13 protein-coding genes are annotated in these 19,818 nt (G+C 61.7%); 8 read left to right on the plus strand and 5 right to left on the minus strand.

Annotated elements, in window-relative coordinates; all coding sequences use genetic code 11:
* Positions 1-140: 140 nt before the first annotated feature.
* Genes V8U06_RS17430 through V8U06_RS17440 form a run of 3 tightly spaced genes read left to right on the plus strand, consistent with a single transcriptional unit; the run spans position 141 to position 4,988 of the window.
* The gene (locus V8U06_RS17430) at positions 141-2,090 is read left to right on the plus strand and encodes a PrkA family serine protein kinase (protein WP_427141730.1); all 1,950 of its coding nucleotides are present in this window, start codon (positions 141-143) and stop codon (positions 2,088-2,090) included.
* 25 nt (positions 2,091-2,115) lie between these two features.
* Positions 2,116-3,435: a YeaH/YhbH family protein gene (locus tag V8U06_RS17435; RefSeq protein ID WP_427141731.1), complete on the plus strand. Its 1,320-nt coding sequence runs from the start codon at positions 2,116-2,118 to the stop codon at positions 3,433-3,435.
* A gap of 11 nt (positions 3,436-3,446) precedes the next feature.
* Positions 3,447-4,988: a SpoVR family protein gene (locus V8U06_RS17440; protein WP_427141732.1), complete on the plus strand. Its 1,542-nt coding sequence runs from the start codon at positions 3,447-3,449 to the stop codon at positions 4,986-4,988.
* A 216-nt stretch (positions 4,989-5,204) separates the two neighbouring features.
* Here V8U06_RS17440 and V8U06_RS17445 read toward each other — a convergent pair whose 3' ends face one another.
* The 4 genes from V8U06_RS17445 to V8U06_RS17460 form a co-directional block, all read right to left on the minus strand.
* Entirely contained in the window at positions 5,205-6,323 is a 1,119-nt protein-coding gene (locus V8U06_RS17445; RefSeq protein WP_427141733.1) for a hypothetical protein, read from the minus strand.
* Positions 6,324-6,331: 8 nt separating this feature from the next.
* Positions 6,332-6,688: a hypothetical protein gene (locus V8U06_RS17450; protein WP_427141734.1), complete on the minus strand. Its 357-nt coding sequence runs from the start codon at positions 6,686-6,688 to the stop codon at positions 6,332-6,334.
* A gap of 106 nt (positions 6,689-6,794) precedes the next feature.
* Positions 6,795-11,342, minus strand: coding sequence for a DUF5801 repeats-in-toxin domain-containing protein (locus tag V8U06_RS17455; RefSeq protein WP_427141735.1), 4,548 nt, complete (start codon positions 11,340-11,342; stop codon positions 6,795-6,797).
* A gap of 231 nt (positions 11,343-11,573) precedes the next feature.
* Positions 11,574-12,365 carry a GGDEF domain-containing protein gene (locus tag V8U06_RS17460; protein ID WP_427141736.1) on the minus strand — a complete coding sequence of 264 codons (792 nt, stop codon included), beginning with the start codon at positions 12,363-12,365 and terminating at the stop codon, positions 11,574-11,576.
* 131 nt (positions 12,366-12,496) lie between these two features.
* Between V8U06_RS17460 and V8U06_RS17465 the strand changes: the two genes are divergently transcribed.
* The 5 genes from V8U06_RS17465 (at position 12,497) to V8U06_RS17485 (ending at position 18,911) form a co-directional block, all read left to right on the plus strand.
* Positions 12,497-13,120 carry a L,D-transpeptidase gene (locus V8U06_RS17465; RefSeq protein ID WP_427141737.1) on the plus strand — a complete coding sequence of 208 codons (624 nt, stop codon included), beginning with the start codon at positions 12,497-12,499 and terminating at the stop codon, positions 13,118-13,120.
* A 179-nt stretch (positions 13,121-13,299) separates the two neighbouring features.
* Complete coding sequence (locus V8U06_RS17470) at positions 13,300-14,733, plus strand: TolC family outer membrane protein (RefSeq protein ID WP_427141738.1); 1,434 nt, start codon at positions 13,300-13,302, stop codon at positions 14,731-14,733.
* Positions 14,734-14,895: 162 nt separating this feature from the next.
* Positions 14,896-17,013 (plus strand): type I secretion system permease/ATPase, encoded by a 2,118-nt coding sequence (locus V8U06_RS17475; protein ID WP_427141805.1) that lies wholly within the window; start codon positions 14,896-14,898, stop codon positions 17,011-17,013.
* Positions 17,010-18,290, plus strand: a complete 1,281-nt coding sequence (locus V8U06_RS17480) for an HlyD family type I secretion periplasmic adaptor subunit (RefSeq protein WP_427141739.1) — start codon at positions 17,010-17,012, stop codon at positions 18,288-18,290. The genes V8U06_RS17475 and V8U06_RS17480 overlap by 4 nt, the downstream gene beginning before the upstream one ends.
* 39 nt (positions 18,291-18,329) lie before the next feature.
* Complete coding sequence (locus tag V8U06_RS17485; protein ID WP_427141740.1) at positions 18,330-18,911, plus strand: ribbon-helix-helix domain-containing protein; 582 nt, start codon at positions 18,330-18,332, stop codon at positions 18,909-18,911.
* Between the two features lie 16 nt (positions 18,912-18,927).
* On the opposite strand, the gene V8U06_RS17490 is transcribed toward V8U06_RS17485, so the two are convergent.
* Positions 18,928-19,734 carry a transglutaminase-like cysteine peptidase gene (locus tag V8U06_RS17490; RefSeq protein ID WP_427141741.1) on the minus strand — a complete coding sequence of 269 codons (807 nt, stop codon included), beginning with the start codon at positions 19,732-19,734 and terminating at the stop codon, positions 18,928-18,930.
* Between the last annotated feature and the right edge of the window lie 84 nt (positions 19,735-19,818).

A 19,818-nucleotide genomic window follows, 5' to 3' on the forward strand; every position in this document is an offset into this window, starting at 1 on the left:
AGCCTGTCGCCATGGCACGTGCACGCGAATTTGATTTCTTTTTCCATCTTGAGGGGAACAAAAGTCGTGTTTCTCTCGTATAATATGCAGGTGCCGCAATCATCCGAAGCGGCTCGGTCCAGTGACTGTGGGAGGGTTCCATGCGAACCGACGGCAGTGACGTTTTCGACCTGTTTTCAAAGGCCTACGCTAGTGAAGCGCGCGAGACGCTGAGCCTGCAGGAGTATCTCCTCGGGTGCCGCGACAATGCGGGCATGTATGCGACGGCGCCCGAGCGCATGATCGCGGCGATCGGCGAGGCCAAGCTGCTCGATACCAGCACGGACGAACGCCTCGGGCGTGTCTTCGCCAACCGTACGATCAAGCTCTATCCGTCCTTCGCCGATTTCTTCGGCATGGAGGATACGATCGAACGGATCGTCGGTTATTTCCGCTACGCCGCGCAGGGCCTCGAAGAGCGCAAGCAGATCCTCTATCTCCTCGGGCCGGTCGGCGGCGGCAAGTCCTCGCTTGCCGAACGGCTGAAGAAGCTGATGGAGGAGCAGCCGATCTATGTGCTCGCCATCGATGGCAAGATCAGCCCGGTCTTCGAATCACCCCTCGGTCTCTTCGGTCGCGAGCGCATGGGCGACCTCTTGGAGGAAAAATACGGCATCGCCAAGCGGCGTCTGACCGGTCTCATATCGCCCTGGGCGACCAAGCGGCTCGATGAGATCGGCGGCGACATTTCGAAATTCAGCGTCGTCAAGCTGATGCCCTCGCGGCTGCGCCAGATCGCCATCGCCAAGACGGAGCCCGGCGACGAGAACAATCAGGACGTCTCGGCGCTGGTCGGCAAGGTGGATATCCGCCAGCTCGAGAATTTCAGCCAGGCCGATCCCGACGCCTATTCCTATAGCGGTGGTCTCAATCGCACGACGCAGGGCCTTCTCGAATTTGTCGAGATGTTCAAGGCGCCGATCAAGGTTCTGCACCCGTTGCTGACCGCCACGCAGGAGGGCAGCTACAACGGAACGGAGAATTTCGGCGCCTTCCCCTATCAGGGTATCGTGCTTGCCCATTCGAACGAGTCCGAATGGCTGCAGTTCAAGCACAACAAGAACAACGAGGCCTTCCTGGACCGCATCCTCGTCGTCAAGGTGCCCTATTGCCTGCGCGTCACCGAGGAACGGCTGATCTATGAAAAGCTGCTGCGCGAGAGCGAGCTGTCCGACAGCCCCTGCGCGCCCGAAGTTCTGGAAAACCTGAGCCGCTTCACGGTTGCCACGCGCCTGACGCCGCATGAGAATTCGCCGACCTATACCAAGATGCGCGTCTATGACGGCGAAAACCTGAAGGACACCGACCCCAAGGCGAAGTCCTTGCAGGAGTACCGCGATGCGGGCGGCGTCGATGAGGGCATGAACGGCATCAGCACGCGCTTTGCCTTCAAGGTGCTGTCGGAGACGTTCAACTACGACACGAAGGAAGTGGCCGCCGATCCGGTCCACCTCATGTATATCCTCGAACAGGCCATCCGCCGCGAGCAGTTCCCCAAGGAGGTCGAGGCGAACTATCTCGACTTCATCCGTTCGGAAATCGCCGCGCGTTATGCCGAATTCATCGGCCACGAGATCCAGAAGGCCTATCTGGAATCCTACAGCGAATACGGCCAGAACCTGTTCGACCGCTACATCGCCTATGCGGATGCCTGGCTGGAGGATCAGGATTTCAAGGATCCGGACACCGGCCAGATTCTCAACCGCGATATCCTCGACAGCGAGCTGTCGCAGATCGAAAAGCCGGCGGGCATCGCCAATCCCAAGGATTTCCGCAACGAGGTGGTCAAGTTCACCCTGCGGGCCCGCGCCCGGAATGGCGGGAAAAACCCGTCCTGGACGAGCTACGAGAAGCTGCGCGAGGTCATCGAGAAACGCATGTTCGGCCAGGTCGAGGACCTCCTTCCGGTCATCAGCTTCGGCTCGAAGAAGGACAGCGCCACGGAGAAGCAGCATGCCGACTTCGTCGCGCGCATGACCGAGCGGGGCTATACCGTGCGGCAGGTGCGGCGGCTGGTCGATTGGTACATGCGCGTCAACAAGGCCGGCTGACAAACGCCGATGCGGAGGTTGGCCCATGCCGAACTTCATCGATCGCCGGCTGAACCCCAAGGATCGCAGCCTCGGTAACAGGCAGCGCTTCATCAAGCGCGTGCACGACGAGCTGAAGCGCTCGATCAACGACCGGGTCAAATCCGACAGGATCACCGATGTCGATGCCGCCCACGGCGTGCCGGTGCCGAAGCGCGGTGCGGACGAACCGGGCTTCCGCAATTCTTCCGCCAGTGGCGAACGGCAATATGTCCTGCCGGGCAACGAGAGTTTTTCGGCCGGCGACCGGATCGGCAAGCCTGACAGCGGCGGCGGAAGAGGCGGGGGGCGAGGCCCGGGGCAGGGCGAAGGCGAGGATGACTTCCTGTTCGTGCTTTCGCGCGACGAAGTGCTCGATCTCTTCTTCGAGGATCTCGAGCTTCCCGACATGGTCAAGCTCAATCTCAAGGAGACCGTGACCTACAAGGCGCATCGTGTCGGCTTCACGACGTCGGGCACGCCGAGCAACATCAATGTCGGGCGCACGATGCGCAACAGTTTCGGGCGTCGCATCGCGCTGCGCCGCCCGAGCGAAGGGGAGTACCAGGCTCTCGCCGACGAGATCGCCTTGCTGGAGGCGGAGGCAGAGCTTTCCGCGCCGGAACGCCGGCGGCTTGCGGCGCTGCGTGCCGATCTGGAAATCCTGCAGAAGCGGCGCAAGCGCATCGCCTATGTCGACCCCGTCGATGTGCGCTTCAACCGCTTCGAACGCCAGCCGCTTCCCAATGCCAGTGCGGTGATGTTCTGCCTGATGGATGTCTCGGCCTCGATGGGCGAACGGGAGAAGGATCTGGCCAAGCGTTTCTTCGTGCTGCTGCACCTCTTCCTGAAACGGCGCTATGAGCGCATCGACATCGTCTTCATCCGTCACACGGACGAGGCGCGGGAGGTGGACGAGGAGACCTTCTTCTTCAGCAAGCAGAGCGGCGGCACGGTCGTCTCCACCGCGCTGGAGGAAATGCAGCGCATCATCCTCGATCGCTATCCCTCGAACCTCTGGAACATCTACGCTGCGCAGGCCTCCGATGGCGACAATGCGACGGGCGATTCCGAACGTTGCGCGCAGCTCTTGCGCGGTGAGTTGATGACGCTCTGCCAGTACTACGCCTATGTCGAAATCATCGACGAGCGGGAAAGCGAGATCTTCGGCGCGACGGACAATGGCACCGCGCTCTGGCGGGCCTACCGCACCGTCGATGGCGCGATTGCCAATTTCCAGATGACCCGCATCGCAAGGCCCGCCGATATCTACCCGGTGTTCCGAAAACTCTTTGCCCGGCACAAGGCTGCCCGGCCCGGCCGGTGAAGGGAACGACCATGGCACGCGACGCCACCCTGCTGTTTACCGGCTCCGAATGGAACTTCGCCACGCTGTCGCGCGCCTACGAGGCCATCGAGGAGATCGCCGTCGGCGAACTGGGACTGGACGTCTATCCCAACCAGATCGAGGTCATTTCCTCCGAGCAGATGCTGGATGCCTATTCCTCCATCGGCATGCCGCTGATGTATCAGCATTGGTCCTTCGGCAAACGCTTCGCCTTCGAAAGCCATTTCTACCGCAAGGGCATGCGGGGACTGGCCTATGAGCTGGTCATCAACTCCAACCCCTGCATCACCTACCTCATGGAAGAGAACACCATGCCGATGCAGGCGCTGGTGACGGCGCATGCCGCCTTCGGCCACAACCATTTCTTCAAGAACAACTATCTCTTCCGCCAGTGGACGGATGCGGGCGCGATCCTCGGCTACATGGACTTCGCCAAGAAATACATCGCCAAATGCGAGGAGCGGCACGGCATTGCGGCCGTGGAGGAAATCCTCGATTCAGCCCATGCGCTGATGGACCAGGGCGTCTTCCACTACCGCCGGCCGCCGCGGCTTTCCCCGGCCAAGGTAACGGAACGGGCACGCGAGCGCCTGGAATATGAGGAGCAGGCCTATAGCGATCTCTGGCGCACGCTGCCGGCGACGGCCGGGGCCGCCGATATCGAGGAGGCGGAGCAGGAGGCGCTGGAGCGCAGGAAAGCCCTGCATCTTCCCGAGGAGAACCTGCTCTATTTCCTCGAAAAGCACAGCCTGATCCTGGAGCCCTGGCAGCGCGAGATCCTGCGGATCGTGCGCGTGATCGCGCAGTACTTCTATCCGCAGGCCCAGACGAAGGTGATGAACGAGGGCTGCGCGACCTTCGTGCACTATACGATCATAAACCGGCTGTTCGACAAGGGACAGATGAGCGAGGGGGCCATGCTGGAGCTTCTGGCGAGCCACGCGAACGTGGTCTTCCAGCCGGGTTTCAACGATCCGCGCTTTTCCGGGCTCAATCCCTATGCGCTGGGCTTTGCGATGATGCAGGACATCGAGCGGATCTGCACGCGGCCGACGGGGGAGGATCGCGACTGGTTTCCCGATATCGCCGGGAACGGCGACGCGATGGGAACGCTGATCGACGCCTGGGAAAACCACCGCGATGAATCCTTCATCCTGCAGTATCTGAGCCCGGCGCTCATCCGCAGGTTCCGCCTGTTCCATCTCTCCGACCGCGCGACCGACCGGTTCTGCGAGGTCGCTTCGATCCACGACGAACGCGGCTATGCCGCTGTCCGCTCGGCACTTGCCCGCAGTTACGATCCCGGCGCGCAGCGGCCCGATATCCAGGTGGTCGATGTCGATCTTCTCGGCGACCGTCGTCTTCGGCTGCGGCATCTGGTCAAGAACGGTATTCTTCTGGACGAGAGCGAACGGGACGCCACCCTCGCGCACATCCGCCGTCTCTGGGGATATGATTTGACCCTCACCGGCATCGATGCGTCCAGCGAGGCAGTGCTTTACGAGCGCTCCTCAACGGATGGCGGCGCATGAGCGCGTGAGTAACCTCACCTGTTCGATCCAGCTGGGAGGACGTCGCGCGGCCGGTCGCTCACTCCCGGTCCTGCACGATCATCGGAAAGCCCTGATCAGGAGCGCAGCCCCACACACCGTCGAGGAGGCGCAAGGTTGATGACCATTCAGCAGCTTCTTGCCAACCGAATGCGCCCACGATCTCGCAAACACTGGTGCTGCTTCAAGGGTCCGCGCTTAGAAGCCCGTCGGTGCAGGATCGAGCAGAGCGGGTTTGCCTTGCTTCAGGCCATAGATGGCAAAACGGCGCTCAACGCGGCCTTGCGCATCGAAGCGGAAAGTGCCCGTCGCCCCGGCAAAGCCCGAGGCAGCGTAGAGGGCGTCCTTGCTCAGGCCCTGGTCCCCCTTTGCACGGACGATGCCGGCGGCAACCGCCACGGCGTCGAATGCATAGGCCGCTTCAAGCGACAGCGAGCGACCGTAGGCCGCCTGGAAGCGCTTGGAGATGCGCTGCAATGCGGATTGGTCGACAAGCGCCAGCATCGAACCTTCGAGCGCGGGTTCGGCATACCCGTTGACCGGCCAGGTCGCGGTGCCGAGGAATGGAATATCCGCGGCGAGCGCGCCGCCTTGCCGCAGGATCGGGGCGATGACGCGGGGCGCATCGGCGCCGATCAGCAGCACCGCCTGCGCTTCGCCGAGTTTCGCCAGGCTCTTCTTGCCGGCCGGCGAGCTGGGGTCGATGACGATGTCCAGCAGCGTCACGCCGGCTTTTTTCAGGCCGCCCCGCAAGCGTTGCGCCTCCGCGTCGCTGAGGGGCCGTGCGGTGACCGCCATGATCTTCGTGCGACCGGCACCTGCCGCATAGGCCGCCACTTCGACAAGAGCGTCGATTTCATCGGAAACGATGGCGACGCCACCGCTCTCCGGTTCGCTTGCAAGAAGCACGAAAGCCGATCCGCTTGCGCCGCTCGCGACAGCCTTGGCAAGGAACGGCGAGCCGATGAAGAACTTCGTGCCACCGGCCACGGCCTTCGAGACTTGCCCCGAAAGGTCAGCCGATCCTGCCGGCAGGTCATGGACGGTGAGCGTCAATGCACCGGCGCCGAGTTCCTTCGCCGCCAGCATCGCGCCATCGCGATAGTCACTGGCGCTTCCCGCGATGCCGCGGTCTATGAAGAGATCGATATGCGCGCTGCCGCTGCCCATCGTGGTCGATGAAGCGGACGCTGCAGCTTTGTTTTCCTGCGCTGCACTGTCGAGGACGTCGGGTGCGGAGGATTGGCAGCCGGCCAGTATCCCGAGCGAAAGCAGGCCAACGCTGAGGATGGCTCGACAGCGAGAAAAAGCGCGCATGGACGATATCAATTCATGTATTGCAGCATGCGCGAATGGAAGCATTCGCACTTGTTGATCCAGTCCTCGTCGCGATAGTTCGCCTTGAGATAGCCATAGGCCTTGCCGCAGGCGACCTTCGCCTCGGATGCCCAGGTAAAGGCCGGCTGGCGGGAGTTGATCCACCTGGGATCGTCGGCGACACCGACGGCCTCGTTCATCAGCCGGACGACATCATCGCTCAGGACCGCATTGCTCTGCTGGCTGAGCAGCGTCGAATCCGACGCCAGCGTGCATTGAGAATAGTTGCCGAGATCGGCCGCCGTCGCAGACCCGACACCGACAAGCAGAATTGCCGTGGCGAGTACGTCGCGTATCGAAGTCATGAATTCCCCCAAAAACATTAGAAATGTTGCACTCTACGTACAATAGCAGCCCGACGCTTTCAATGCCCGCCGTCCCAAAGAAGGACGGCGGGATTTGATTGTTCGATCAGATGGTCGTGTGTTGGTTGGTGTGGTTTTCGTCGTTGTAGAGAATTTTGACACCGGCGTTCGCATCGAGATGCGCCACCGTGACGAAATCTGCCGCAAGCCCCGTTCCGGCCGTGTTCACTTTGAGCACATCCGCGGCCCCAGGCCCAACCTCTTCGACCTTCACGTAGTTGCCGATGTTTGCCGCCGCGACGCCATCCAGCAGAGCTGTCAGATCGACCTCGTCGCCCAGCACATAGTCTTCAATCGTGTCGGCGACAGTAAGGTTGGAACCGTCGAGCACGAAGACGTCGTTGCCGCCATCGCCCCAAAGCCTGTCGAAGCCGTCGCCTCCGACCAGCCTGTCGCTCCCTCCGCCGCCATGCAGCTGGTCATCACCGGCTCCACCCATCAGCAGGTTATCGTTGATGTCGCCGGTCAGCGTATCGTTGAATGCGGAGCCGAGAATGTTCTCGAAGCCTGTCAGCTGGTCACCGCTGGCGTCGCCCGGCGACGACTGGGCTGTCGGGCCGACGATTCCCAGATCGACCGTTACGCCAACAGATGAATGAGCATAGCTGACGGTATCGATACCCGTTCCGCCATTCAGCGTGTCGGCGCCAGCCCCACCCTCGATGAGATTGTTGCCGCTGCTGCCTGTAATCGTATCGGCCTGGTTTGAGCCCAGGATGTTGGAGATGTTTGTCAGAGTGTCGCCGGCGGCATGACCGCCAGTCTCGGTGAGTGCGTCTCCAAGATTGACGATGACGGCGGCGTTGGAGCCGGAATAATCAACCGTATCGACGCCGCCGTTGCCAACGAAGGTCTCTGCGGCCGAGGTGCCGGTGAACCAGTCGCTGCCGGCGTCGCCGGTGAACGTGGTCGTTGTGTTGCCGGCCAGCAGGATGTTGATGACCTGGCTGTCTACAGTGGTCGACCCGACGACCTGGTCCCCATCCGCGTCGGTGTAGGTGACGCCGAAGTTGAGTGACGTGTCACCGGGTACCACCGTTCTCGTCAGCGAGAAGTTCTCGACACGGAGGCTATTTTGTTTCGACGTTGCGAACTCAATGTCGATTCGATCAAACGTACCTCCAGCGCTCAACACGACAGGAACGACGCCAACCCCGGTAACTGTCGTTGATTGCATCGACCCGACCGGGTTGCCATTGCTATAGGCTTGCCAAAAGATCGTCGCGGGACTTCCATTGTTCTGGAAATTCACGTCGAAGTTAAGAGTAGATATGGGGTTTGCGAAGGTTACTCTGACGCCGTCATTATTGCCATTGGGGTTGCCGATCAGATTCCCCCCAACCCCAAACCCACCCGTACTTACGTTGAGACTTTCGCCCGAGCTATTATTGTTCGTGATCGCGTGCGTAGCCGGATTGAATTGGAGACCATCAAAGATGATTCCGTTGCCTTCATTGAGGACGTCGTAGTTGCCACTGGCAGAGTTTGAAATCAGGTTCGCCACGGTTGTCGTCGGGCGTGGTGTTACAAGGTCAAAGACATACCGTCCATCTTGATACCAGGTCATGGTGTAGAACGTTGTCGGAACGTTGTTTACCGACGTGGTGGCGACGATTTGCATGCCTCCGTCCGGAGTCGCCTGAGGCCCCGAAACGGTGACGCCTGATGGAGTGTTAAGGGCGCTAAGCAGGATACTGCCTGGGCCGTCGGAACCGAAGCTGCCCGTGATCGTGCCCTCAACCTGTCCAGCGATGTTTCCGATGATGCCATCGGTCGCACCCGTGTAACTTGGCCCGGAGTCCTGAATGGTAAACGTGCCCGAACCAAGCGTGAGCGTCGACGACGCCTTGTCGCCATCCCCGTCCGTCAAGGTCCGTGTCAGGCTGATCGACGCGGTAATCGAGGCCCCTTCGTCATAGCTTGCTGTACCCGGGGTCGGGTGCCAGATATTCTTGAGCTGGGTGAACGTCACCAGGCCGAGGTCGGTTGCGGTGATCCTGAAATAGGTGTTCCCCGCGTTGATGTTCCCGACAGCAGCGGCGGTGCTGCCCGTGATCGTCTTTCCGTCGGCACTGACATAGAGCAGGATTGCATTCCCCTGGCCGATCCCATCGGCGTCCAGCACCTTGTCGCTCGGGTCAAGAGCAAAAAGCCCCGACTGCGTACCAGCAGCAACAATGAGGCTGTATACGACTGAATTGAGCGTTGCAGCACCGTCAGCACCGAAACTGGCAGCAGCAAAGCTTGCCGAGAGACTTGCACTTATCGAAGCCCTGCCTCCGGGAAGGGCGCCGCTAGCGGTGTCGGTCCCCAGGGGGCGCGATTCATCGAGGACGAATGTTTGAGGCGTTGCGGTAACAGGGCCTGGAGCCGGGCCGTCGTCCTCGAAGACGATCTGGCTGCCGACGCTCACCGCCGAGGAGATGGCCGTGTCGCCATCGCCGTCCGTCACCGTCGCAATCACCGACAGCGCGCCGTTCGTCAGGCTCGTCGGTTCGTCATAGTTGGCGATGTCGCCATGCTGGAGCGACAGGTACTGCTCGACCGTCACCACGCCCGTGTCGGCGTCCATCGAGATGGCGAACGCAGCCGTCGTGCCGTTGACCACACCCAGAACCAGGGTGTCGGACACCTTCACAAGCGTCACGTCCGTTCCGTCCGTCAGCTTCACGCCCGAGGCGCCGCCGGCCACCACCGACAGCTTGTAGCTGATGCCGTCGCCGGTGTTCGGGCCGTCAGCGCCCGTCAGCGCCGACACGTTGATCAGCGCGGCAGCGCCGCTCGTGGCCCGCGCGATATAGCCCTGGCCTGCAACGTCCAGGTCGTCGCCCGCCGTGTAGCCGTTCGGAACCAGCGTTGTCGGGGTGCTCGTGCCGGCAACGCCGGCATTGGTGTCGCCTTCGTCGAGCGTCACCTTCGTCGCCGTGTTGGCCGAAACCGATACGATCCTCGGGCCGTCGTCCTCGAAGACGATCTGGCTGCCGACGCTCACCGCCGAGGAGATGGCCGTGTCGCCATCGCCGTCCGTCACCGTCGCAATCACCGACAGCGCGCCGTTCGTCAGGCTCGTCGGTTCGTCATAGTTGGCGATGTCGCCATGCTGGAGCGACAGGTACTGCTCGACCGTCACCACGCCCGTGTCGGCGTCCATCGAGATGGCGAACGCAGCCGTCGTGCCGTTGACCACACCCAGAACCAGGGTGTCGGACACCTTCACAAGCGTCACGTCCGTTCCGTCCGTCAGCTTCACGCCCGAGGCGCCGCCGGCCACCACCGACAGCTTGTAGCTGATGCCGTCGCCGGTGTTCGGGCCGTCAGCGCCCGTCAGCGCCGACACGTTGATCAGCGCGGCAGCGCCGCTCGTGGCCCGCGCGATATAGCCCTGGCCTGCAACGTCCAGGTCGTCGCCCGCCGTGTAGCCGTTCGGAACCAGCGTTGTCGGGGTGCTCGTGCCGGCAACGCCGGCATTGGTGTCGCCTTCGTCGAGCGTCACCTTCGTCGCCGTGTTGGCCGAAACCGATACGATCCTCGGGCCGTCGTCTGTAACGTCCACATTTAAGGTTGCTGAAGCATTGAGACCATCCTGGTCCGTAACGGTCAGGGAAAAGATGTCCTTGTCCTGTTCGGTGGACGGGCTGTTCGGGCCGGCGCTGGTGAAGGGCGAGGTCAGGGTGTAGCCGTAGCTCACCACGCCGGTCGTCGTGTCGTAGGCGGTGATCGTCAGGGTGCCGAGGGTGCCGGCGATCGAACTGCCGACAAGCCCGCCGATGGAAATTGTCTGGCCGTTGATGGTGAGGCTGGCAATGTCGTCCAGGCCGTCGGGGTCGGAGATCCGGAACGTGCCGGTCGTCGTGGCCCTGAGCGTCGGGTCTTGCGCACCATCCGGATCCGTCCCGTTGGCGAGACCGGCCTCATCGACGAGCGCACTGCCGATGGCGATGTCGCTCCCCCCATTCGTGTTCGGGAAACCGATGGACGGGGCTTCGTTTTCCTTATCGAGCGCGGGGAAGAGAAGTTCCTGGTCGAGCGTGCCAAACTGCAGCGCGGTCGGCGGCAGGAGGTCGATTGCAGGGCCGGCATCGCCAATGCCGGGAATGGCTTCGCTGAAGTTGCCGCCACCGCTTGTGTTGCCGCCCGCCGTGGCCGTCAGTGTTCCATCCGGGCCGGCGGCGACGTTGATATTGTTCGCCTCGAGCGCGGCGACCAGGGCTTCCTGCGGAATTTCAACGTCATCGATGACAAAGGTCGGAACATGCAGGGCTGCATTTTCGATGACGACGCGGCTACCGTCCGGCTGGGTGAGGACGATGTTGTTGCCGTCGAGCTCTATGTTTTCGATGGAAGTGCCAGCGGGAAGCTTGACGATATTGTTCTCGGCCACGACGGTCTGTTCGCCCGGCTGGGTGGCTGTGGTCGTCGCCACGGCTTCCGCGCCTTGCTGTGTCGCGCCTTGCTGTGTTTCAGCCTGCGCCAGCAGTTGAGGCTGACCGTTCTGAAGCAAGGCCGCTTCGCTGGGGAATGGCGTGAGGTGCTCTCCGGCTTCGTACGAATCGTCAGAAGTCGTCAGTTTCTCGGTGAAGCCTTCGGTAATCATTGCCGTACTCCCTATACACTGACACTAGCGAATCCACGGAATTTAGAACCATTCAATAGTGCGGCGCGGAGTGCCATATAGCGGGGTATGTAGGCCTCTTGCCTTTTTTACGATTGGTTAACTTAGGGGGCGCTTACTCGCCTTAAGGTGTTGCTCTTCCAGAGCCGGCGGGAGACCCGCCGGGCTTGATGGATAGAGCTTGAAATGTGCGACCTGCTTTGGGGGGGGCGTTTACTGCAACCGCACCGGCTCGCGGTCGGCCCATCCGCCAATCGACGTGTACACGATCCAGTCCTGATCCTGCCCCCTGGTCAACTCCAGGGTGCTTTCCGCGGCCTTGAGCAGGGTGTCGAACTTCGTCTGATCGGCGACGATCACCGCGCCGGCCCTGATCGAAAGAGGGTGCCGGACGCCCGTGGGGAAGAAGTCGATGGCGGTCACGCTTTTATAAATGCGTTCGGCGACGCCTTTTGCATCCGCTTCGTTCGCGCCAGGCAGGAAGACGCCGAACTGGTTTCCGGACACGCGGCCCACGATGTCTCCCTGGCGAACGGTTCCGCGAATGGCCGCAGCGACCTTGACGAGCGCGTCATTGCCCCAGCTGTAGCCGAAGCGATCGTTGACGGCTTGAAGTTCATCCAGATGGATGAGCACGACGGTTCCGCGCGTGGTGTCCTTTCCGGCCGCGCGCCGGTCGGCATAGGTATCGACGAGCGCGGAGAAGGTCTGTTCGTTAAGGCAGGCGGTGAGCCCGTCGCGCTGGCCAGCCCGTTGAACCTCCTGGCGCAGGAAGGCGATGCGCCTCGCCATTCGGCTGCAGGTGTAAAGGAGCGGCAGGGCGACGCCCAGGGCAACCGTTCCCGCAAGTGCGGCGACGCCCGCGGCCGACGTCATCGGCCCGAATGCGTTTCCGACAGCTGCGGCGCCGAGGCCGAACACGAGCGCGGCTGCGCCCCCTCCGGCCAGCCAGGTGCCCGTGGCCCCACGAGGAGAAAAGTTGTCCAGCATTTCGCGCATACCCATCGTTCACATCGCTCCCGTGTTCCGGTATGGCGAGAGTTATAAGGCAGTCGCGTAAAACCGCCGTTGCGGATATGTGTAGGATTCTACCGATAGGCGATGTAAATTAGACATATCTACTGGGGAGCTCTTCCATGCAGGTATTTCGGCCCATTTTCCGGTTTGGTCTCGCCGCTGCCCTGTCGCTGCTGTTTTTCACGTCTCCTGCCTTGTCGGCTCAGACCGCACGCCAGTTCGATGCCAGGACTGGAAAGTGGATCGTGAAATCTGTCGATAACGGCAAGCTCTCGGGGCGGTTGAACGCTGCGCCGATCGCCGCGCAGACCGTGGCCTACGATGGGGAATTCAAGCGCGGCACCGTCATCGTCGACACGCAAAGGCGCCGTCTGCTCTATGTCAACGGCGACGGAACCGCGCGCGAATACATCATCGGCGTCGGCCGGGAAGGTTTCGCGTGGAAAGGGAAGGAAAGGGTCAGCCGCAAGGCTGAATGGCCGGTCTGGACGCCTCCCGCCGAAATGGTAAGCCGGGAGGCCTTGAAGGGAAGGGAGCTGCCGACCTCCATGGAAGGTGGCCCGGACAATCCCCTTGGCGCGCGCGCGATCTATCTTGGCTCTACGCTTTATAGAATTCACGGCACCAACGAGCCTTGGACTCTCGGCAAGGCCGTTTCATCCGGGTGCATCCGGATGGCAAACGATGACGTCGTCGACTTGTTCAATAAAGTGGATATCGGCAGTCTTGTTATAGTTCGTTAGTACGCGGGAATATGTGGCGGAATCGCCACAGGGTTGTGTATAATATTGTATTTTACTGATATTTGCCCTCTTGCTGATTGAAGCTTATAGTGACGCCTGCTTAGGATGCTAGAAGAGTGAGTCTTCGCTGCCGGCTGCATGAGGCCTGCATACGGCGCGTGTTGAATAGGGTTGGGGGCATGCGCAAATCTGTAATCGGAGCTGTTTCGGCAGCGCTGTTGGTAGGGGCGGCCTTTTTGCCGCTTAACGCTCATGCTCTGACATTGAAGGAGGCGATGGCGGTAACGCTGGAGTCCAACCCTGAAATCGGGCAGGCGATGGAAAATCGCGAAGCGATCGAATTCGAGCTTCGCCAGGCGCGCGGTCTTTATTTGCCCAGCATCGATCTGGAAGCCGGCGCCGGCATTCAGGATCTCGACAATCCCTCCCGTCGTCTCGGCGGTCTCGACGATGACCCGCTTTATCCCGCGGATGTCGGTCTTTCCATAACGCAGAAGCTTTTCGACGGCGGCGCACGCCGGGCCGAGCTGGAGCGTCAGGCCGCCCGCGTCGACAGCGCCTCGTTCCGCGTTCTCGAGCGTTCCGAAACGATCGGCCTGCAGGTCGTTCGTGAATATCTTGAAATCATGCTTCAGGGCGAAATCGTCAAGGAATCGCGCAACAACGCGGCGGTCCACCAGCAGATGCTCGGCGATATCAATTCGCTGATCTCTGGCGGTACGTTGACAGACGCCGACCGCCAGCAGGCAGAAGAGCGTTTGCTCGCTGCCAAGGTGCGCATCAAGGAAGCCGAGGAAGAACTGGAAGCTGCCAAGACGCGCTTCCTGCGTCTTGTCGGCAAGCCGTTCTCCAATGCGACGATGCCCGGTTCCATGGCCGCCGCCCTGCCGAAATCCCTCGACGAGGCAATTGGCCTGGCCCGCGCGAACAATGCGCGCATCAAGGTCGCCAATTCCGATATCGACGCGGCAGATGCGCTGGTGAAGGCCGCGCGTTCTGACATGTTCCCGACCGTTTCCCTTGAAGGCCGCGCCCGCACCGGCGTGGACATCGATGGAAGCGACGGCCGCAGCACCAGCCTTCAGGCGCGCGTTGTCGCAAAGTGGAACCTCTATCGTGGCGGTATCGATATCGCCAACGAGCAGGAGCAGATCCGTCGCGCCAGCGAGCAGCGCCTCGTGCTTCATCAAAGCTACCGCGAGGTCGAAGAAGCCGTCCGCATCTCGTGGGACCGGCGTATTCGCCAGACCGAGCTTGCCGCGACCCTGCAGCAGCAGGCCGCAGCAAACGGCAGCCTGGTAAAGTCCTATCGTGATCAGCTTGCTGTTGGCAGCCGTTCGTTGCTTGACGTCCTGGGCGCACAGAATTCGCGCTACACCGTCAACGTCCTCTCGCGTACGGCTGTCTATGCAGCACGCTTCGCGGAGTACCGCATTCTTGCCGCCAGCGGCATGCTGCTCAGCAGCATGAACCTTGCGCCCGCCAAGCAGTCCGAAGCTTATGCGCGCACGGAGTTCCATGTCCCGGAAACCGCTCCGACAGAGACCTATCGACGTGTGCCTTCGCGGCAAGTGAACGACCTGCCGTTGGACCTTCTGGCGACGATGAAATAATCGTACGAAAGCAGCAAGCATGCTTCGCCGCGGACCGATTGGTATGAACTGGAACGTTTCGCCTGTCGCGGCGCTACGTGTCGCGCCATCGCCATTATGTGGGCGATGGCAATGAAGCCGACCCCGGAAGCGGTCGGTACTGTGCGCGACATTCGGGAGCCGATGCCGTTCGGTAGGGAAACCTTCAGAACGGCCTTTCAGCGTATTGCGGTCTTTCTCGGCCGGCCCGGCTCCGATGTCGTTCTGTTTTCCGGCGTCCCCTTCGATGACGTCCATCCCTCTTTCGAGGACATCCAGCGCCTCAGTGACCGTATCGGTCTCGACGTGCGCGCGTCTGGCTGGCGTGATCTGGCGGCGGACAACCTCGATCTTCCAGCCATCATTCTGTTTCATGACGGATCCGCGGTAACGCTGCTGGAGATCCACGACGCCGGGCGCTCGTCCTATATCGAGGCGCTCCGCGCGCAGTTGCAGGGACGCCGGCCCGAGAAGGACGACGTCAAGGCGATCCTCACCTTTAGCGCGGTCAGTGCGGATACGATGAAATCCGCCGTCGACGGCATGGACGGCGCCATTGTCCGCCAGCACTGGCTGGTCAGCGCGCTGATCCCGTTCTGGCGATCCTACGCGCAGGTCGCCGTTGCGGCCCTGTTCATCAATCTGCTGGCGCTGACCTCGCCGCTCTTCACGATGAACGTTTATGACCGGATCCTGCCGAACAATGCGAAGGCCACGCTCTGGGTCCTGGCGCTCGGCGTCTCGGGTGCGGTGATCTTCGATCTCGTGCTCAAGACGGCGCGGGCGGCGCTGATCGACTATGCCGGCCGGCGTGCGGACCTCAAGCTTTCCTATCTGCTTTTCGAGAAAGTCCTCAATGCCAGCATGTCGGCGCGTCCGATGCAGACCGGGGAATATGCGAACCGCGTGACGCAGTATGAATTCGTCCGCGAATTCTTCACCTCCAACACCATCAGCGTTCTCATCGACACGATCTTCGTCTTCGTGTTCCTGATCGTCATCTATCTCGTGGCGGGATGGATCGTCGTCATCCCCGCCGTTGCGTTCCTCCTCGCGCTTGTCATCGGTCTTATCGCGCAGCACAGGATCGGCCGGCGCGTGGCGGCCGCGGCGAACGAATCCTCGATGAAGCAGTCGCTGCTGGTCGAAACGATCTCAACGATAGAGACCGTCAAGTCGCTGAAGGCGGAGCGTAATCTTTTGCGCAAATGGCACGAGCTTTCCAAGAAGGCGGCGCTCACGTCGGAAGAGATCAAGCAGCTCTCGGCCTCGGCGGCAAACTGGACGCAGTTCGTCTCGCAGCTCGTATCGGTGGTCATCATTCTCGCCGGCGCCTATGAATTCTCCGAAGGCAGGATGTCCTCGGGTGCGATCATCGCGGCGGTGATGTTGTCCGGGCGCGCGGTCGCGCCGATGGGGCAGATCGCCATGACGCTGGCGCGCCTGCGCCAGGCCATGCTGTCGCTGCGCATTCTGAACTCGATCATGACGATGCCGGAAGACCTGCCAAGCGCGACAGGCTTCGTGAACCGCGATATCGAAAGAGGCGGTTTCACCTTCCAGCAAGCCGACTTCGTCTATCCGGGCTCCGACCAGAAAGTCCTGAACGGGCTGACATTTTCAGTTCGGCCGGGCGAGCGCGTCGGCGTGATCGGCCGCATCGGATCGGGAAAAACGACGATCGGGCGCCTCCTCGGGGCCCTCTATCCTCCCAGCGCGGGCAGCCTGCTGATCGATGGCATCGACATTCGTCAATACCATCCGGCGGTGGTGCGCACGGCCGTTGCCGTTGCCTCGCAGTCCGCGGACCTGTTTTCCGGCTCCGTGAAGGAAAATCTCCTCATGGCCAATCCGGAGGCGAGCGACGCCGACATCATCGAGGTGGCGCGCCGCACCGGGGTCGACGAGTTCGTTTCGCGTCATCCCCGCGGCTACGATATGCCGGTCGGCGAGCGTGGCAGCAATCTCTCGGGGGGCCAGCGCCAGGCGGTGGCGATTGCGCGGCTGCTGCTGGCCAAGCCGAAGATCATCTTCCTCGACGAGCCGTCGGGCGCGATGGACCTTGCCTCAGAGCGCCGCCTGATCAGCAACCTGTCCACCGCTTTCGGCCCGGAGACGACGATCATCATCTCGACGCACCGCTACAGCATGCTGGAGCTCGTCGACAGGCTGATCGTCCTGGAGGGCGGCCGCGTCATCGCAGACGGGCCAAAGGCTGCAGTCATTGAGGAACTGCAGAAGAAAGCAGGCCGCCCCTCATGACGGATGCACCTCCCTTCTGGGCGCGGATGAGCCTCATTTCGGTTGCTCTCCTGATCCTGTTCTTCGTCGTCTGGGCCGCGATCACGGAAGTGGACGAAATCGCGCGCGGGCAGGGGAAGGTCGTGCCGATTTCCCGAACGCAGCTCATTCAGGCCAGCGAAGCGAGCGTCGTCCAGGAAATCGCGGTCAAACTCGGCCAGATCGTCAGGAAGGGCGATCTGATCGTCAGGCTCGATGACACCGCGACAACCTCGACCCTCGGCGAGCTGGAAGCGCGCGCCCGAGCGTTGCGCGTGCAGATCGCTCGTCTCGAGATGGAGCAGGCCGGCGACCTGCTGTCGCCGATGACCTGCCCGACCGAGGTCAGCAAGACCAGTCCGGAAGTCTGTGCGAACGAATCCCAGTTGCTCAAGGCGCGGCGCGACGCATTCCAGAACAAGCTCTCCGTCTTGCAGGAGCGTCACCTTCAGCGACGCAAAGAGCTTGACGAGGCTTTGGTGAATATCGATCGCCTCGAGAAGAACATTGCCGTTTCGGAGAAGGAAGTCGGCTTGCTGGAGCCGCTCGTCAAACGCAAGCTGGCGCCGCAAACCGATCTGCTTCGCGTGCAGAAAGAACTCACCGATTCAACCGGCCAACTGAGATTGTTGAAGGAATCGCTTGATCGCGTTCGTGCGTCGATCAAGGAAGCGTCGCTTCAGGTGGATGAACTGATGCTCTCCTTCCAGCAGGAGGCTCTCGCGGAAAAAACCAAGGCGCTGGCCGATCTCTCGGTCGTCAACGAAACCGTTCGCGGCGCTTCCGACCGTGTGCAGCGCACGGATCTGCGCTCGCCCGTCGACGGTGTGGTCAACCGCCTGGAGATCACGACGATCGGCGGTTACGTGCAGCCCGGTACGGTCGTTGCCGAGGTGGTGCCGACATCGGACACGCTGCTCGTGGAAGCGCGCATTTCGCCGACGGACATTGCCTTCATTCGGGTCGGGCAGCCGGCACTGGTGAAGATCACCGCATTCGATTTCTCGATCTATGGCGGTCTGCACGGGGAAGTCTCCAACGTTTCCGCCGACTCCCTGTTCGACGAGAAATCCAACGAGACCTATTATCTCGCGCAGGTGAAGACGGAAAAATCCGAAATCGTCCGCAACGGCAAATCCCACGCGATTATTCCAGGCATGGTTGCTTCCGTCGACATCATGACTGGCCGCAAAACCATTTTGCAGTATCTGTTAAAGCCGATCAACAAGGCGCGGACCGAGGCCATGCAGGAACGGTAGCCGATGGAGCATTCCTCCAACACGACGAGCGACCATCCATTGGAGGAAGATGCGGAACTCGTCTTCCGGGCCGTCGAGGGCGGCAAGGTTCGACGTGGTATCCGCCTCGAGGCGATCTACTGGCGCGTGTTGCGGGAAATTGCCGATCTGAAGCAGAAAAGGATCGGTGCTCTGGTCGGGGCTGTCCTTTCGGACGCGCCGGAACCGGCGAATACGACGTCGCTGCTGCGCGTTTACTGTCTGCGATGGGCGCTGGATGCGCTTGCCGCGGAACGGAAAGTCACCGATCCGGTCGGCGTCGTGAACCTCGTGCGTGCATCGCCGAGCCCCGCCTTCGCGCTCGGTCTGGACAAGCGTCTCCTCGCTTACAATCAGTCGCTGCTGGATTATATCCAGGCCCGGTTCTCGTATGGAGAAGCCGGGCTGATCAATAGCGATCTTCGCCTTGCCCTCGATGTGCAGGTGATCGCCCTTGCCGCCACGCTGAAGGAAAATGGCAATCGCCCTCTGGAGGTCGGCTACGTCGTCGGTCTCGGTGGCCGGCGCCTGAGGGGGAAACTCAACGCCCTCCTCGCACCGGGATCGCGCGAGAATATCGTTCTGTGCTACCTTTTGCCCTGACGCTCGCGGCTGCCCGTCAGAACGACACCGGAATGCCTTCGCCCGGCTGCACCGCCTCAAGCGAGGCCGGGCGTTTCTGCATGGCGTATTCCGAGCCGCGCTTGTAGCCGTGTATCCAGGCGCGTTCGCTTCCAAGGGAATAGAGCGCCTGATATTCCGGCAGCTGGCGGTCCGTCAGAACCGCATCGCGCATGTTGTCGAGCACGTAGTTCTTGCCGCCCACCGCGATTGTCAAAACGGCATGGTAGAAGTTTCGCCGGGATTCCCTGAGGACGACCAGCGTCATGCGATCCTCCTTGACGCCGGCCTGACGCAGGGCGGCGAGCTTGAGGATCGCATAGTCTTCGCAGTCCCCCTTGCCGGTGGCGAGAATTTCCGACGGGGTTGCCCAGTAGTCGAGCTTCCCGTGAACGTCGACGTCCTTGCTGTATTTGATCAGTCGGTTGACCGCGACGTTGATCGCTTCGATCTTCTGAAGAAGGGACTTGTCGGCGCCGGCAGAGACCGCGTCACGCAGCATGTTCAAGCGCGTTCGGCATGCGGCCTGTTCGTCGCAATCCTTGGGGGAGAGATGGGCGGCCGCGCCTTCGATCTGCCGCCAGCGCGCAAGGGCGCCCGGCTTGAAGGGGAACGCCACCGATCCGAACAGGCCGGTCGCGACCGTGCTGGTCGTCATCATGTCGAGCCCGAGAGTGTTCCCGGCCTGACCGTCTGCCGTTCCCGCGATTGTCATTGAGGTCTGCTGGCGCACGGTGTCCGCGACCACTCCTCCATTCGCGGTACAGCCACCGACCAGGAGGCTGCCCAGCACGATGCCGCTCATAGCGATGTGGCGCTGTCTCTTTTGAGGTGCTCTTCTTCTTGCCATCGGTCCGCTCTCCAGGGTCGAGAGCAACCATATCTGGCC

Origin of the sequence: Shinella sp. G-2, from assembly GCF_050172695.1 — a bacterium.
Lineage (GTDB): Bacteria > Pseudomonadota > Alphaproteobacteria > Rhizobiales > Rhizobiaceae > Shinella.

Bases quoted from the DNA above. Each gene is read 5' to 3' on its own strand.
- V8U06_RS17490 (WP_427141741.1), bottom strand. From the start codon at position 19,734: ATGAGCGGCATCGTGCTGGGCAGCCTCCTGGTCGGTGGCTGTACCGCG.
- V8U06_RS17455 (WP_427141735.1), bottom strand. From the start codon at position 11,342: ATGATTACCGAAGGCTTCACCGAGAAACTGACGACTTCTGACGATTCG.
- V8U06_RS17475 (WP_427141805.1), top strand. From the start codon at position 14,896: ATGCCGTTCGGTAGGGAAACCTTCAGAACGGCCTTTCAGCGTATTGCG.
- V8U06_RS17465 (WP_427141737.1), top strand. From the start codon at position 12,497: ATGCAGGTATTTCGGCCCATTTTCCGGTTTGGTCTCGCCGCTGCCCTG.
- V8U06_RS17450 (WP_427141734.1), bottom strand. From the start codon at position 6,688: ATGACTTCGATACGCGACGTACTCGCCACGGCAATTCTGCTTGTCGGT.
- V8U06_RS17480 (WP_427141739.1), top strand. From the start codon at position 17,010: ATGACGGATGCACCTCCCTTCTGGGCGCGGATGAGCCTCATTTCGGTT.
- V8U06_RS17440 (WP_427141732.1), top strand. From the start codon at position 3,447: ATGGCACGCGACGCCACCCTGCTGTTTACCGGCTCCGAATGGAACTTC.
- V8U06_RS17460 (WP_427141736.1), bottom strand. From the start codon at position 12,365: ATGGGTATGCGCGAAATGCTGGACAACTTTTCTCCTCGTGGGGCCACG.
- V8U06_RS17445 (WP_427141733.1), bottom strand. From the start codon at position 6,323: ATGCGCGCTTTTTCTCGCTGTCGAGCCATCCTCAGCGTTGGCCTGCTT.
- V8U06_RS17430 (WP_427141730.1), top strand. From the start codon at position 141: ATGCGAACCGACGGCAGTGACGTTTTCGACCTGTTTTCAAAGGCCTAC.
- V8U06_RS17470 (WP_427141738.1), top strand. From the start codon at position 13,300: ATGCGCAAATCTGTAATCGGAGCTGTTTCGGCAGCGCTGTTGGTAGGG.
- V8U06_RS17435 (WP_427141731.1), top strand. From the start codon at position 2,116: ATGCCGAACTTCATCGATCGCCGGCTGAACCCCAAGGATCGCAGCCTC.